This window comes from Clostridium tetanomorphum, from assembly GCF_017873215.1.
GTDB classification, from domain to species: domain Bacteria; phylum Bacillota; class Clostridia; order Clostridiales; family Clostridiaceae; genus Clostridium_AO; species Clostridium_AO tetanomorphum.
Map to the genome: position 1 here is coordinate 296,316 of NZ_JAGGKA010000002.1, position 15,525 is coordinate 311,840.

12 protein-coding genes, 1 tRNA gene and 1 rRNA gene are annotated in these 15,525 nt (G+C 26.3%); 10 read left to right on the forward strand and 4 right to left on the reverse strand.

The genetic code is table 11. The features are described from left to right. Window positions 1–7 precede the first annotated feature (7 nt). A complete protein-coding gene (locus J2Z24_RS03450; RefSeq protein WP_156950259.1) occupies window positions 8–1,369 on the reverse strand; it encodes a Mur ligase family protein in 1,362 nt (453 codons plus the stop codon). A gap of 135 nt (window positions 1,370–1,504) precedes the next feature. Continuing rightward, the gene (locus tag J2Z24_RS03455; protein WP_035149757.1) at window positions 1,505–2,674 is read right to left on the reverse strand and encodes a CapA family protein; all 1,170 of its coding nucleotides are present in this window, start codon (window positions 2,672–2,674) and stop codon (window positions 1,505–1,507) included. Window positions 2,675–2,997: 323 nt separating this feature from the next. On the opposite strand from J2Z24_RS03455, the gene J2Z24_RS03460 reads away from it, so the two are divergent. The 4 genes from J2Z24_RS03460 to J2Z24_RS03475 all read left to right on the forward strand — a co-directional run bounded on the left by J2Z24_RS03460 (window position 2,998) and on the right by J2Z24_RS03475 (window position 8,724). Further along, window positions 2,998–4,710, forward strand: coding sequence for a tetratricopeptide repeat protein (locus J2Z24_RS03460; RefSeq protein ID WP_051593360.1), 1,713 nt, complete (start codon window positions 2,998–3,000; stop codon window positions 4,708–4,710). 190 nt (window positions 4,711–4,900) lie between these two features. After that, on the forward strand, window positions 4,901–6,469 hold the full coding sequence (pckA, locus tag J2Z24_RS03465) for a phosphoenolpyruvate carboxykinase (ATP) (RefSeq protein ID WP_035149760.1): 1,569 nt from the start codon (window positions 4,901–4,903) through the stop codon (window positions 6,467–6,469). Between the two features lie 177 nt (window positions 6,470–6,646). Next, window positions 6,647–7,759, forward strand: a complete 1,113-nt coding sequence (locus J2Z24_RS03470; protein ID WP_035149762.1) for a transglutaminase domain-containing protein — start codon at window positions 6,647–6,649, stop codon at window positions 7,757–7,759. A 152-nt stretch (window positions 7,760–7,911) separates the two neighbouring features. Beyond that, window positions 7,912–8,724 carry an undecaprenyl-diphosphate phosphatase gene (locus J2Z24_RS03475; RefSeq protein ID WP_035149765.1) on the forward strand — a complete coding sequence of 271 codons (813 nt, stop codon included), beginning with the start codon at window positions 7,912–7,914 and terminating at the stop codon, window positions 8,722–8,724. Between the two features lie 51 nt (window positions 8,725–8,775). On the opposite strand, the gene J2Z24_RS03480 is transcribed toward J2Z24_RS03475, so the two are convergent. Next, window positions 8,776–9,165 carry a hypothetical protein gene (locus J2Z24_RS03480; RefSeq protein WP_035149767.1) on the reverse strand — a complete coding sequence of 130 codons (390 nt, stop codon included), beginning with the start codon at window positions 9,163–9,165 and terminating at the stop codon, window positions 8,776–8,778. A gap of 191 nt (window positions 9,166–9,356) precedes the next feature. On the opposite strand from J2Z24_RS03480, the gene J2Z24_RS03485 reads away from it, so the two are divergent. Then, a complete protein-coding gene (locus J2Z24_RS03485; RefSeq protein WP_035149768.1) occupies window positions 9,357–9,806 on the forward strand; it encodes a hypothetical protein in 450 nt (149 codons plus the stop codon). Between the two features lie 27 nt (window positions 9,807–9,833). On the opposite strand, the gene J2Z24_RS03490 is transcribed toward J2Z24_RS03485, so the two are convergent. Further along, window positions 9,834–9,922 (reverse strand) — tRNA-Leu (locus J2Z24_RS03490). Window positions 9,923–10,126: 204 nt separating this feature from the next. Between J2Z24_RS03490 and J2Z24_RS03495 the strand changes: the two genes are divergently transcribed. The 5 genes from J2Z24_RS03495 to J2Z24_RS03515 form a co-directional block, all read left to right on the forward strand. After that, window positions 10,127–11,374 (forward strand): PAS domain-containing sensor histidine kinase, encoded by a 1,248-nt coding sequence (locus tag J2Z24_RS03495; protein ID WP_035149771.1) that lies wholly within the window; start codon window positions 10,127–10,129, stop codon window positions 11,372–11,374. A 24-nt stretch (window positions 11,375–11,398) separates the two neighbouring features. Then, window positions 11,399–12,706, forward strand: coding sequence for a response regulator (locus J2Z24_RS03500; RefSeq protein WP_111947838.1), 1,308 nt, complete (start codon window positions 11,399–11,401; stop codon window positions 12,704–12,706). Further along, on the forward strand, window positions 12,703–13,899 hold the full coding sequence (locus J2Z24_RS03505) for an HDOD domain-containing protein (protein ID WP_051593363.1): 1,197 nt from the start codon (window positions 12,703–12,705) through the stop codon (window positions 13,897–13,899). Before J2Z24_RS03500 ends, J2Z24_RS03505 begins: the two co-directional genes overlap by 4 nt. Then, on the forward strand, window positions 13,886–14,974 hold the full coding sequence (locus J2Z24_RS03510) for a response regulator (protein ID WP_051593364.1): 1,089 nt from the start codon (window positions 13,886–13,888) through the stop codon (window positions 14,972–14,974). The genes J2Z24_RS03505 and J2Z24_RS03510 overlap by 14 nt, the downstream gene beginning before the upstream one ends. A 467-nt stretch (window positions 14,975–15,441) precedes the next feature. Then, a 16S ribosomal RNA gene (locus tag J2Z24_RS03515) occupies window positions 15,442–15,525 on the forward strand; the annotation flags it as partial.

Below are 15,525 nucleotides of genomic sequence, written 5' to 3' on the forward strand. Positions count from 1 at the left end.
CACCGCCTTACCATAATTTATTTATATAATTTTTATTATATAAATATTTTCTAAAATCAATCATAGCAGTATAGGTTGCAAGGATATATACGGTATTGCTTTGGCATGTTTTGATTTCTTCTAAAAGGGAATCGTAATTTTCGCATAATACAAATCTATTGTCAGGAAGCCCAGCTACTTTAAGTCTAACTGCCATATCATAAAGTCGAATACCGGATATCATTATTTTATCTATATTTAAATTGCATAATTTCTCAAATTTAACATCCCATATCCAAGAAACGTCTCTACCATCTGCATAATTATCATTTAACAAAGTAACAATATTCATATTTCTACTATCTAAAGTTAAGGTGCTTATAGCCTGATCATAACCAGCAGGATTCTTAACTAAAATAATTTTTACTTCTTTTCCATCTATATTTAATGTTTCTTGTCTTCCGAAGCTGCTTTTTTGATTTCTTAAGGAATTAAATATGGTGTTTTTATCAATATTTAATATTCGACCTATGGAGTAAGCACATAGAGCATTATATATATTATATATACCAGGTTGATTTATATAGCATTCAGAAGAATCTATTATTACATTAGAACCTTCTGGTGTAAGCTCTTTTATTTCTTCTAAAGCAAAAGTAAGATTAGGTCTTTTATAACCACAATTTTCACAGTAAAAATCACCTAAATGGTTATAAGTTAAAAAATTGTACTTATAAGGAGTTTTACACTTTTTGCAAAATTTAGCATCTGCATTTATATCGATTATACCTTCTTTTTCTACAGGATAATTAAATCCATAGTAAATTGTTCTATTAGGTAATGGAAGCTCTCCAAGTAAAGATTCATCACCATTTAAGATTAAAGTAGAAAAAGGAGCTTTTTCTATACCCTCAAGTATTTTTTTTAAAGTAGTATAAACTTCGCCATATCTATCTAATTGATCTCTGAATAAATTTGTTACAGTTATAATTTCAGGACATATAAATTCTGTTACTAATTTTACATTAGCTTCGTCTGTTTCAATTACAGCAAATTGTTCCGTTTTGTTTATGTTGTTTAATTTAAAGTTGTCAATAAAACAAGAGACAATACCAGGTAACATATTAGCTCCAGTATTATTTGTAATTACTCTATTGTTAGTATCTTTTATCATATTATATATCATACTGGTAGTGGTAGTTTTACCATTAGTGCCTGTTACCAATATTATTTTATAATCTTTAGCAACTACTTTTAATATATTAGGGTCTAATTTTAATGCCACTTTTCCTGGGAAATTAGTACCACCTTTAAACAGAGTCTTTGAAAGTTTTAGTATTATTTTAGAAATTATTATACTAATATGAGACTTTATACTAATTTTAAACACATCCTTTGTAGAATAGTAGTTTTGATGTCTAGTTAATGTAATTATTCACCAATTAACATATACTTATAGTTTTAGTTAATAATATTAAGACATCCTTCGACGTAAGTTTCATCTTAATAATTATAATACAAAAGTTTAATTTTTTACATCTATATTATAAAATTCATCGGATATTTTAAAACCTGCATTATTGGATAATCCATTTAGTTTTTTTAGAAGTCTTTCTTTTTCTGAATCTTTTAACGGAGTTGGACAATAATCATTTATATAATTTACAGAAGATATACTACAGGGGATAACTCTAACTCCATAGGACTCGGGTTTACCATTTTTAAGTTTATATTTAGCTTGAAAGATAAAAGTATCTTTATCTTTAGGGTTAAAATTACCGCCAAAACAGAAATTACCTAAACTATAACATATAATTTTACCTTTATATTGTTCAATCCCTTGTATTACATGAGGATGGTGGCCAATAATTAAATCTGCTCCTTTATCTATGGCAAAATGTGCTAAGTTTATTTGAGTTTCTATTGGATAATAATTATTTTCTAATCCCCAGTGAAAATTTATTATAACAATAGCGTTCTGATTTTTTATTTTTTTTATATCATTCTCTATCTTTTGTCTAAATTCAGAATAATCATTATATCCTGTATATCCTAAAAATCCAAATTTAGTTCCTTTTACTTCCTTTATCCAAACATTGCCTTCTCCAAAATAATTTATATTATTAGCTTTAAGAGCTTGTAAAGTATCTGTAAAGCCTTTTTGTTTATAATCATAAATGTGATTATTAGATATATTAACACCTTCTATATTTCCTAAAGGCAAGGTTTCAGCATAGGAAGGGTCTGCTTTAAAATTAAATTGTTTTTCTGCTCTGTCTTTTGAATTAGTAAAAGTAGTTTCTAAGTTAACTATAGATATATCATCATTTTTAAAAATTGAAGCTACATTTTTGTAGAAATATGAAAAATCATTATTATTTTTGCTTAAAACATCAGGAAGACTATTAGCAAATGCAAATTTAGTATCATGACCTATAGTAGAGTCTCCAGCAAAACTTATAATAGCTTCAGTATATACATCTTTTTTAATATCTTCTTTTTTTGAACTATTTTCTTTTTTATTGCTTTTATTTTCATTTGATTTAGAAATAACTGCTTCTTTAGAAATATTTTCTTTAGAAGAGTTTTCACTATGATTTATTGAATAATACACTACATAAGAAATTGTACCAATCATAATAAGTAAACCTACTAATATAAATAGAAATGGCTTATTTTTTGATTTTTTACTCATAGTAACCTCCTAAAATTAACAATTTATTTAATTAATTTTGTACTCTTAATTCCTAATTATACTTAATATTATAATATTTTTAAACAATTTCAGGATTTAAAATAGGATTAATTGAAATATATTTAAATTCTATGGCTTTTTTTTTTTACATCTGATAAAATCATATTTGACAAAAAAATAGAGAAAAATCTGAAACTTAGAAGAACTTATATAGTGTTATATTAATGGTTATCTTCCATTTAATAAATATCTGTATTAACAATGATGGCGGTGAAATTAATTTGCAGCATAGTTTAAAAAATATTTGGAATAGGAGAAAGTGTATGAGTAGTTTAAAAAACTCTAGTAGTATGGTTAAATTCTTAAAAGAATTTAACTATAAGGAATTTTTTAAGAAAAATAAGATAGTGTTGTTATCTATATTAGCAGGTTTAATAATAGCTAGTTCTTTAATATTTTATAGAATATCTGAAAAAAATAAATATAGCATAGCAACAAATAAAGCAGAACAATATTTTTATGAAGCAGATTTTAATAAAGCAATAGAGGAATATAATAAACTTTACAATAAAGATAAGTCTTCATTATGGAAAGCAAAAATTGCACAAGTATATTCTGTTAAAGGGGACATTGAAATCTCTAGAAAATATTTAAATGATTGTAAATTATTAGAAGATAAAAATGCTGAAATATTAAATTATATAGTATTTACAGAATATATGAATAAAGATTTTAAAGAAGCATTGAAAGATGGGGAAGAGGCTATAAAAAATAATTCTAAAGATAAAGGTCTAATAAAAACTATGTTCACTGTATATATGGCTAATAATAAATATGAAGAAGCGAGAAAATTATTACTATCCTATCCTTTAGAAAATAAAAATGCTTATGATATAGCCGAATATGGAAGAATGCTCATGGTTATAGGAGAAAAAGATAAGGCTTTTGAGAATCTTAAAAAAGCATGGGATATAGATAAAGATGAATATAAAATATATGATGTGCTAGTTCAAATTGCTATGTATGATAAGAATCAGATTCTAGAAGATATAAATAAACTTTCATCCAAAAATCCTGAAGAGTTAGCATATAAGATGTGGACAGCTAAAATATATTCTATGTCACCAGATACTGTTTTAGAAGCCATGAAAATCATGAACTCTATAAAGGATAAGGATTTAGGTAGAATAGAGTCAAAAGTAATACAAGCATATATATACCAAAACAGTAATGAAATTGATAAGGAAGAAGAAATCATAAATAATCTCCTAAAAGATAATAAAAATGATTATAGAGTCTTACATACAGCTTCATGGTTTTATTTAAATAAAAAAGATTTAGTTAAAGCGGAAGAATACTGTAAAAAGTCCTTATATAAAAATCAAGATTATCCTGATAATTATGGATTTTTAATGCCTGAGATACTTAAGCAAAAGGGGAAAAGTATAGAGGGTGAGCCCTATTTTAGAACAGCTATGTTAAAGGAACCATATAATTATAATACTATGTTAAATATAGCTAATTATTATTGGACAACTACTGACAATTCTAATAAAGCTTTAGAGTATTTTGAGCTTGCAGAAATAGTAAAACCTAATGATGGAGAGATTAAATATAATATAGCTTTGATAAACTTGACTAACAAAAAAGATGATGAGGCCATAAAAATATTGCAGCAATGTATAAAATTAAAGAATTATGTACCTAAATATCATAGGACTTTAGGAACAATATATTTTCTTCATGGAAAAACTAAAGAAGCTATAAAAGAAATAAGATTTGCTTATGAAGCGGATAAAAATGATGCTTTAACATTGAATAATGCAGGATGCTATTATGTAATGGTTCCAGCAGATTTAGAGAGAGGAGTTTATAATTTAAAGGCAGCATATAAAGCTATAGATAATACTATGGATGATTATACAAAAAAAACTATAAAAGAAAATTATGAAAAAGCTCAAAAACTTTATGAATCTTATAAGAAGGCTAAAGGTAATGAAAAATTAAAGATTCCTGAATTAATATTGTTTTATTAAATAATGAAAAATTAAAATAAAAGATGAATAGTTTAGTTCTATTCATTTTTTATTTCTAATTATGAAATTCTTACATATAAATAATTGTGGAAACTATTATATAAATTTTATTGTACTTTAATTTTTATAGCTAATGGTATAAAATAGAAATAATTGAAAATTTAGAAAAATTCAACTGGGAGGTATTGTTATGAATATTAACTTGGAATACTTAGGCATAAAAGATTGCAATAACATTTACAGAAATCTTCCTGTATCAAATTTAGTGGAAATAGCAGTAGAAAGGAAAGAAGGAGTACTTTGTGAAAATGGAGCCTTTGTAGTTAATACTGGGAAATATACAGGAAGATCACCAGAAGATAGATTTATAGTAAGACAAAGGGATACAGAGGATAAAATAAATTGGGGAAAAGTAAATAAATCTATAGATGAAGAAATTTTTTATAAACTTTATGGTGAAGTTATGGAGTATTTTAAGCAAAAGGATATATTTATTTTTGATGGATTTGTTGGTGCTATGAAACAATATACTTTGCCAATAAGAATAGTGTGTGAATATGCTTACCAATCATTATTTGCACATCAATTATTTATAAGACCTAGTAAAGAACAACTAGACAAATTTAATGCTGAATTTACAGTTATTGCAGCGCCAGGATTTAAGTGTAAGGGAAAAGAAGACGGAGTAAATTCAGAAGCTTTTGTAATAATTAATTTTGACAAAAAAATAATATTAATAGGTGGAACTCAATATGCAGGAGAAATAAAAAAAGCTGTATTTACTGCAATGAATTTTTTATTGCCAGAAAAAGGAGTATTCCCTATGCATGCATCAGCTAATATAGGAGAAAATGGGGATACAGCTATATTCTTTGGCCTGTCTGGTACTGGAAAAACCACTTTATCTGCTGATCCAAATAGAAAACTTATTGGAGATGATGAACATGGTTGGTGTGAGAATGGAATATTTAATTTTGAAGGAGGATGTTATGCTAAAACCATAAAACTTTCCAGAGAAAATGAAAAGGAAATTTATGATGCTATTAGATTTGGATCAGTATTAGAGAATGTAATATTAGATGAGGATAAGAATCCAGATTATGATGATGGTAGAATAACAGAGAATACTAGAGCAGCTTACCCTATACATTATATAGACAATGCAGAACTGAAAGGAATAGGTAATATTCCAAAGACTGTAATATTTTTAACTGCTGATGCTTTTGGTGTTATGCCACCAATATCTAAGCTTACAAAAGAACAAGCTATGTATCATTTTATGTCCGGATATACTAGTAAATTAGCTGGAACAGAAAGGGGAATAACGGAACCTAAAGCCACATTTTCTGCTTGCTTTGGCGAACCTTTTATGCCAATGAATCCTTCTGTATATGCTGAACTTTTAGGGGATAAAATAGAAAAATATGGTACTAATGTATTTCTTGTTAATACTGGATGGCTTTATGGTGGATATGGTAATGGGGATAGAATAAGATTATCTTATACAAGAACTATGATAACAGCTGCTTTAGAAGATAAATTAGATAATGTAGAATTTGAAGAACATCCAATATTTAAAATTCTTATGCCAAAAGAATGTGAAGGAATTCCAAAAGAAATATTAAATCCTGAGAATACATGGGAAGATAAAAAGGCTTATGAAAAGAGAGCTAAGGAACTTGCTTATAATTTTAAGGAAAACTTTAAAAAGTTTAAAGATGTACCAGAAGAAATTATTAAAGCTGGACCAATAGTATAATATAAAAATATAGGATAAGTTAAGGGGAAAACTTGTAGTGGTAATTTTACTCTTTAACTTATCTTTTTAGTTTTAGCATGGAAAGTAATACTACCAGAATAGAAGAAATTCTTTATTTTTATATAGAAAATTCGATATAATAAATATATTACATAAAGATTAGAAGGGGGATGCTTTATGAATAAAAAGAATTTAAGAGGCACAATATTGCTAGTTATTATAATAGCTACAATATGTATAAATTTTGTAGGATGTAAAAAACAAGATCCTAGCAAAGGTTTATTTGTAACTAAATGGGAAAATTATTATGAAGGAGATAACATAAAATTTTACTATGAAGATTCTAAGAATGCTAAGTTACAGGAGTTAAAAAATAAATATAATCTTCAGGATATTATTAAGGATAGTAAAGATGATTTTGAAAAAGCTTTAAATCTTATGACATGGTTACACGATAAGATAGAATATAATAAAGGAAGTATAAGCACTAAGGAAGATGCATTAAGTATATTAAAAGAGGCAGAAAATAATGCTATGTCAGATAAAGATTTTGCTATTGTATATAGTCAATGTGCTTCAGCGTTAGGTATATACTCTAGGAGAGGAGAATTTAGAATAAAAAATAGTCAGCAGGATGGAAAAGATTCTTATTATAAAGCATGTGAAATATGGAGTGATAAATATAATAAGTGGATTTTACTAGATATAGTAAATAATTGCTACATGGAATCAAAGGGTAATCCTCTAAGTGCTGTAGAAGTTTTAAATTCAGGATTTCAAAATATAAATATAAAAGGAGTAAAAGATGTACAAAAATATATAAAGAAAATAAGTCCATATATGTATTCATACTCTATAGAAATAGATAATAATATATATGGAATACCAAAGAGCAATTCATTTATTACTTATAGCAAAAAAGAAAATTTACCTGAAATTAGAATAGAAGGAAGTTTAATAAGGCCAACTATATTTGTGAAAGATGTCAATCTGTTTAATAAAAATCCAAGAGTAGAGTATAAAAATGATAATAGCGATAAAATACCAACTTTAATTTTTTCTAAGAAAACAAACGATAAAAAACCTAGTGAAGAAGATATAGTTTTAAATGGAGCTGCCTTTAAAAATAGTGGTATGGTAGAAAGTTATTTTGTAAGTATTGATGGTAAGCCATGGATAAAAGTAAATAAATATTTTACATTTACATTAAATGAAGGAGAAAATAATATTAAGCTTTCTGAAGATCAAGAAAAAGTCATACGAGAGGTTACTATACAATATAATAAGTAAAATTCATTGATTTATAAAGTTATAGTTGTATAAAACAGAAAAAATAGTATAATTAATAAAGAGTTAATAGTATAAAATCATAGATATAGTATAAATGATATAAGTTATTAAATTTAGAAAAAGAAAAGCTAAAAGAGAGCGAGTGTGATTTCATGTTACTTATAATTAAATCTATTGTAATTGCTATAATAGAGGGATTGACAGAGTTCGTACCAGTATCTTCAACAGGACATATGATTCTCGTGGGACATTTAATAGAATTTAAAGGAGATTTTGCTAATCTTTTTGAAATAGTAATTCAACTTGGAGCAATACTTGCAGTAGTTGTTCTTTATTGGGACAAGTTATATAGAAGCGTGAAAGATATTTTTGTGCCAGGTAGAAGAGGATTAAAGTTCTGGATAAACATAGTTGTAGCAGCTTTTCCAGCAGCTTTATTAGGTTTCTTACTTGATGATTTTATTGATGCTAAATTATTTAATCCTATAACTGTAGCAGCAGCTTTGCTGGTAGGCGGTATTTTAATGATTGTTATTGAAAATAAGTATAGAAGAGGAAATAAAATTAAGTCTATGGACAACATAAGGTTAAGGCAATCTTTTCTTGTAGGATTATTTCAATGTTTAGCATTATGGCCAGGTATGTCTAGGTCTGCATCTACAATTATGGGTGGATGGATAGCTGGTTTTTCAAATGTAATAGCAGCAGAGTTTTCATTTTTTTTAGCAATACCTATGATGGTTGGAGCGTCAGGATTAAAATTAATTAAAAGTAATATTATTATGACTAATGTTGAGATTATAGCACTTGTAATAGGTTTTGTAGTGGCATTTATTGTATCATTAATTGTTATTGAGAAATTTATAAAGTTCCTTCAAAAAAAGCCTATGAGAATATTTGCTGTATATAGAATAATAGTAGGAGCTGTATTATTGATTATGGCTGCTTTTGGAAAAATATCATAATAAATTAAGGCATAAGATGAAGATTATCAATTCATTTTATGCCTTTTGATTTTATACTAAACTGTAAAGCTCTTCAACATATTCATTTCTTGGTTCTATAATATCTAAAACTTTCATTGAAACATTTTTTACTTCAAAGTTTTTTCCTTTTATACCTTGGCATAAAGCATTAATAATTTCATTGCTAGAGGATACTGTTAATTTTACTACTGATATGGAAGAAAAGCTTTGGTAGGGGCTATCAAAGTAATCCTGGTATAGTTCTGAAAAGTCAAATGGACGTTTTGAACTATTATAATCTTTAGTATAGTTATCTATAATAGGAGAAAGTCTACAATCTCCAGCCTTTATGCAATTACATATAAAGGCTTCTAGATAAGTCATATAATTACTAGGTAAGTTTTCTGAAGATTCCTTTTTGAAAATGATTACTTTCTTCATAAAATATCCCACCCTTTTTAATATAATTATACATTGTATATAGGAAGATGTAAATTAACAAAAGTGAAATTTATTGAAAAGTTTGAAAATTAATTCTGTATTTAGAAAAAGAATATTTTTACTATCATTTTGGGATAATAAAAATAAATGTGATAGATAAAAATTTCTTATAAAGGAAAAGGTGAATAAGTATGAATTATTGTATGGATATAAAAAATTTAATTAATAGTAAAAAGTGGGTAAGAAATGATATGGGATTAGGAAAAGTACAATTTTTAAAGCTTATATTAGTAAAAGAAAAACTTATGCTTCTATTAATATCAAATGAAATTAAAGGACCACTTTATGCTAAAGTAGAAAATATAGGAGTAATAAATGAACAGATAACTATTTTTTACGATGGAGAATATTGTGAGCTTTTAAAAGAGAAGGAATATGAAAGCTTTAAAGAAAATGTAACTGAGGAAGAATGGAGAGTATTATTTCATTCAGATGTAACTAAAGATTTATATGAATTAGGTTTAGTAGAAGAGGAAAAGGGATTTACAGCACAAATACACGAGAATATAGACACATTTATGGAAACTAATGTAGATATTAAAGCTTCAGATGATATATGCAAACAGTATGGATTAAAATAAAAAAAGAGAAGTTTAAAAACTTCTCTTTGGTGCCGAAGACCGGAATCGAACCGGTACGGTGTTTTAGCACCGCAGGATTTTAAGTCCTGTGCGTCTGCCAGTTCCGCCACTTCGGCATAATGTATTATTTTACAATACGTTTAATGGACAAGATTTATTATAATTGTACTTTTAAAATAAGTCAATAGTATTTATAAAAAAAGTTTGAAAATTAATTTAAACAGTATAAGTTTTACTTTTTGTAGAAAAATGAGGGAAAATATGTTATAATTCTATAAAATAATCAGAAAATTTGGATTAATTTTATAGAGGTGTTAATTATGAAAATTTGTGAAAAAGAACTTTGGAAAATAATAGATCAGAGTCCCCGAGGGATATTGATAGCAGATAAAAATTTAAAGATAAGATATATAAATGAACAGTATTCAAAGATAACAGGATATGAAGCTGAAGACATAATAGATAAAGATGTGAGTTTTTTACAATATGGACAAGAGTATTTTTATATGTGGAACAACATATACAAAAAGGAAAGAGATAGAATTGAAATATTTCACAAAAAAGAAAATGGAGAAAATATATATAGCCTTTGTACAATATCTAATGTAAAGGATGAAATGGATAATGTGTTGTTTTATTTGGAAGCTCAAGAGGATATAACTTCTATAAAGAATATAGAAATTGAACTTAAAGAAAAAAATGATCAACTCAAAAAAGCTTTGGAAGAAGCAGAAAATATGCAGTTTCAAATGATAAATCAAGATAAAATGGCAAGTATAGGATATTTAGCTGCAGGAGTAGCTCATGAAATAAATAATCCGTTGGGATTTATTTCTAGCAATTTTGAATCTTTAACTAAATATATAAAAACACTAAAAGAAATAATGGATAAAGAGCATGAATTACAATTATTGATAATGGGAAATCAATGTGAAAAGGCTATGGAGAAGGCAAAAAATATAGAAGAAATAAAAAAGGATAAGAATTTAGATTTTATATATGAAGATTTAAATATTCTTATGGAAGAGTCCAATGAAGGAGTGGAAAGAATAAGGGAGATAGTAAAAAGCTTAAGGGTTTTCTCTCACGAGGCAGCGGATAATAAGTTTGAAAACTATGATTTAAATGATGGAATAAAAGAAACACTTGTAATAGCTAAAAATGAAATAAAATACTATGCCAAAGTCAATTTAAACCTACAGGATATACCTTTAATAGAAGCTGTTTCAGGTCATATAAATCAAGTTATATTAAATATAATAGTTAATGCTGTGTATGCCATAAAAGAAAAAGAAATGAAAAGTATTGGCAATATAGATATAAGTACTTATAGTGATGGCAATTTTGTTTGTTGTGAAATAAAAGATGATGGTATAGGAATGAAAGAAGAAACATTATCAAAGATATTTGAAGCATTCTTTACTACAAAGCCAGCTGGAAAAGGGACAGGCTTAGGTTTATCTATATCTTATGATATTATAAAAAACAAACATAAAGGTGATATAGAAGTTGAGAGTGTATATGGGGAAGGTACAAAATTTATAATAAAACTACCAATAACTCAGTGAGTTTAGGGGAGAAGGGGTTTAATTATGAATCTTTTAGTTGTAGATGATTCAAAGTTTAATTTAATGTATGCTGAAGAGGTTATTAAAAAGAATGGTATTATATGCAATATAATTAAGGCTGGATCTGGAGAAGAAGCTTTAAATATAATATTAAATAATAATATAGATATAGTGCTTTTAGATATAATTATGCCTAAGATTACAGGGTTAGAGGTATTAAAGAAGATAAGAGAAAATGGTAAATATAGAGAAATGATAATTATTATGTTTACATCAATTACGGATAAAGAATATCTAAAAAACAGCTTTGATATCGGAGCTAATGATTATATAAATAAGCCTATCAATGAAATAGAGTTTATATCAAGAATTAAAAATGCTATGAAATTAAGGCAACATCAAAAGGATCTTTATGATCTTATGTATGTTTTAAAAGAAAAGAATGAAAATCTTAAAAAAACTACCTTAGCTCTTAAGAGAACACAATCTCAACTTGTGAGAAGTGAAAAGCTTTCTGCAATTGGTCAATTTTCGGCAGGTATAGCCCATGAAATAAATAATCCATTAGGATATGTTTTAAGTAATAATGATACATTAGAGAAATATTGTAATTGCTATAAGGATTTAATTCATAAGTATAAGGAGACAGTAGATTATATTTATGAAAAGTATAAGGATAAGTGGGTTAAAGAGAAAATAGATGAGGCAAAGAATTTTGAAGAAAGTATAGCATTTGATTTTATAAATGAAGATACTTATCAACTTATAGATGATTCAAGAGATGGAATAAAAAGAATAAGTAAGATAATACAAAGCTTGCTTAATTTTGCTCAAAGAGATACCAAAGATAGAATGAAATATAATGATTTAAATCAAATAGTTATTGGAATAATTAGTCCTATAGAAAAGGAATTTAAAGATATAGTAAATATAGAATTAAATTTAAATAATCTCCCTAAGATAAAATGTGATGAAGTGCAAATAACTGAGGCTATATATAATATAATAATTAATGCTGTACAAGCTATACAGAAGTATAGAAAAGAAAGTGTTGGAAATATAAAAATATCAACATATAGTAAAGAAAATTTTGTTTTATGTGATGTATGGAATGATGGACCAAAAATAAAAGAAGAAATAATAAATAAAATTTTTGATCCATTTTTCACAACAAAAAATATAGGAGAAGGGATGGGGCTTGGACTGAATATATGTTATGACATTATAGTAAATAAACATAATGGAGAAATATATGTAGAAAGTAATGAAAAGACAGGAACGAAATTCACTATAATGCTTCCTTTAGATTTAGAAAAGGGGGATGAATCATGAAAAAAAGCATTCTTTTTGTGGACGATGAAAAACAAATATTAAATTCATTAAGAAGAGTTTTTATGGGGAGTAACTATACAACATATTTTGTTTTAAGTGGAGAAGAAGCCTTAAATATATTAAGTAAGAATCATATAGATTTAATAATTACAGATATGAGAATGCCTAATATGGATGGAGCAGAACTTTTATCTATAGTAAAAAAAGATTATCCTAATGTAGTTAGGATGATATTAAGTGGATATTCTGAGGAAGCTCAGACTTTAAAGGTGTTTGAGAGTAATTTAGTAACATCATATATATTAAAGCCATGGAATAATAAAGAACTTATGGAAACTGTAGATAAAGTTTTTAAAAGTGAATACATAAATATAAGTGATGAGTTAATTCAAATGTTAAATGATATAGAAAAACTACCATATTCTATAAAAATATATAAAGAATTATGTGCAATGATAGAAAAAGAAAACGATATAGATGATATATCAAAAATTATAGAAAAAGATCCTGTAATAACATTTAAAATATTAACCATAGTAAATTCTTCTTTTTATGGACTTAAAACAGGATCGATAAGGCAAGCCCTATCTTATCTTGGATTGAATAATATTAAAAACTTAATTTTTATATGTTATTTTATTGATCTAGAGAAATCACAATATTCCGATGAACTTAATATTTTATGGAATCATCTTTCTATGACAAATAATATTATTGTAAAAATGTATAAAGAAATTCTTAAAGAAAAATTTCCAGAGGAACTTTCAACTGCTGGAATACTACATGATATAGGAAGAATAATATTATTATCTTGTTATGAAAATAAAAATATCTCATTAAATGAATTTGAAAATATAATTAATATGTCTGTAGAAGAAGAAAAACTAATATTTAAAAATTCTCATGATGAGATAGGAGCTTATATTTTATCTAGACTTAAAATGCCCTCTTATATAATAGAAGCTGTATTATATCATCATAATCCTTTAGATAGTAAAGTTAATAATAAAAGATTTCTATGTGTTCTTCATATAGCAGATTTCTGTTCTTGGAATATAATGTTTCATAAAAGTAAATATAAGCTGCAAAAAGATGTAATGGATTATTTGAATATAACAGAACAGCAAATATATGAGTTCATGAAAGAATATAAAAATTCTAATGAGAAAGGTGGTGAAGATGTATATCTTTAAAGATATACATAACCTTATGAATAATAAAGTGGAGAATATAAGTATTCTTTTTGTAGATGATGAACAAAAGATATTGAGTTCAATACAAAGAGGAATAATAGGAGAAAAGTTTAAAGGTTTTTTTGCCAACAGTGGAAAACAGGCTTTAGAAATCATGGAGGAAAATGAAATTTCAGTTATAGTTACAGATATGAGAATGCCTGAAATGGACGGGCTTCAATTGTTAAAAATAGTTAAAGAAAAGTATCCAGATACTATAAGAATGGTTTTATCAGGATATGCCCAATTGACGCAAGTTATTGCTACCATAAATAAAGTAGGAGTTTTTAAATTTATATTAAAACCATGGAATTTAGAAGATGATTTTATTCCAAACATAAGAGAAGCTATGGAATATTATATACTTAAAAAAGAAAGTGAAAAATTAAAAGGAATGTTAGAAAAGAAAAATGAACTTTATCATAATCTGGTAATGTCATCAGATAGAACCGTTATGGAAATGAAAAAGGGATTTAATAGTTTCATAAATATAAATAAATATGCTTTAGATAATGTAAAAAGATTTTTGAATAGTAATAATGATATGTCAAAAGAAATACTTATAAAATATTTGAATATGATAGAAGATTTTTATGATAAATACAGTAGCATAGTTTTTGAGTCTAGTACTAGTTTCATGCTTGAAAAACTACTTTCAGATTTTACTATTAATATGAAGGATAAATATGAGAATGTCAACATACAGATTTATAATAAAAGCGAGAAAGTATTAAAAGGAAGATATAAATTAGCTAATTTAATTCTTAACATATTAGGGGATATAGTAGTAAATATATATGAAAGTAATTTATCTATTGTGGTTATGGTAAATGAAAGCTTCGTTTTTAATAAAGAAGTGCAAGTAGAATTGTTTATGACTTTATTATCAAAGGAGAAAAAAGATTATAGGGAACTTTTAATATTAACTATGTTTTTAAATGAATTATTAAAGGAGTTTAAGGGGGAATGTTATGTTAAAGAGATGGATGAGGGAGTTACTATAGTTATAAAACAAAAATTTATAGAAGTTAATTAATTATATTATATTTAAGATATATACTTATCCAGGCGTATCAATATACGGAAAAAGATAAAAAAAATAATATTATAAAGAAAATAAAAGATAATTTAATATAACAGCATAAGATGCTGTTATATTAAAGTTATCCTGTGATAAAATAACACATGTCGTCAGGGCGTAAGAGCTTTGACAAAAGAAAATAAATAATAACGAAAATGTTGACAAGGTATTTTTAGTGTGTTATTATATAAAAGCTAATTAAAATAGTAAGTTGGTCTTTGAAAATTAAACAGAGAATTAAGAAACCAGTCAATTCTTAACAGGAAACTGTTAAAGATAGCGATGAGCTAAAAAATTGCTAGAAACGAGCAGTACAAGGAATGTGATTTGCCAGGAGCGGAGTTTAGTGATCTAAATGAGCACCATAGCAAAGAAACATGACGTAGTAATGGGAAGTTTATAACAATTTTTGATTAAACTTTTAAATTGAGAGTTTGATCCTGGCTCAGGACGAACGCTGGCGGCGTGCCTAACACATGCAAGTCGAGCGATGAAGTCCCTTCGGG

Excerpts from the sequence above, each read along its gene's own strand:
- J2Z24_RS03455 (WP_035149757.1), bottom strand. The coding sequence starts at position 2,674 with ATGAGTAAAAAATCAAAAAATAAGCCATTTCTATTTATATTAGTAGGT.
- J2Z24_RS03460 (WP_051593360.1), top strand. The coding sequence starts at position 2,998 with ATGAGTAGTTTAAAAAACTCTAGTAGTATGGTTAAATTCTTAAAAGAA.
- pckA (WP_035149760.1), top strand. The coding sequence starts at position 4,901 with ATGAATATTAACTTGGAATACTTAGGCATAAAAGATTGCAATAACATT.
- J2Z24_RS03470 (WP_035149762.1), top strand. The coding sequence starts at position 6,647 with ATGAATAAAAAGAATTTAAGAGGCACAATATTGCTAGTTATTATAATA.
- J2Z24_RS03475 (WP_035149765.1), top strand. The coding sequence starts at position 7,912 with ATGTTACTTATAATTAAATCTATTGTAATTGCTATAATAGAGGGATTG.
- J2Z24_RS03480 (WP_035149767.1), bottom strand. The coding sequence starts at position 9,165 with ATGAAGAAAGTAATCATTTTCAAAAAGGAATCTTCAGAAAACTTACCT.
- J2Z24_RS03485 (WP_035149768.1), top strand. The coding sequence starts at position 9,357 with ATGAATTATTGTATGGATATAAAAAATTTAATTAATAGTAAAAAGTGG.
- J2Z24_RS03495 (WP_035149771.1), top strand. The coding sequence starts at position 10,127 with ATGAAAATTTGTGAAAAAGAACTTTGGAAAATAATAGATCAGAGTCCC.
- J2Z24_RS03500 (WP_111947838.1), top strand. The coding sequence starts at position 11,399 with ATGAATCTTTTAGTTGTAGATGATTCAAAGTTTAATTTAATGTATGCT.
- J2Z24_RS03505 (WP_051593363.1), top strand. The coding sequence starts at position 12,703 with ATGAAAAAAAGCATTCTTTTTGTGGACGATGAAAAACAAATATTAAAT.
- J2Z24_RS03510 (WP_051593364.1), top strand. The coding sequence starts at position 13,886 with ATGTATATCTTTAAAGATATACATAACCTTATGAATAATAAAGTGGAG.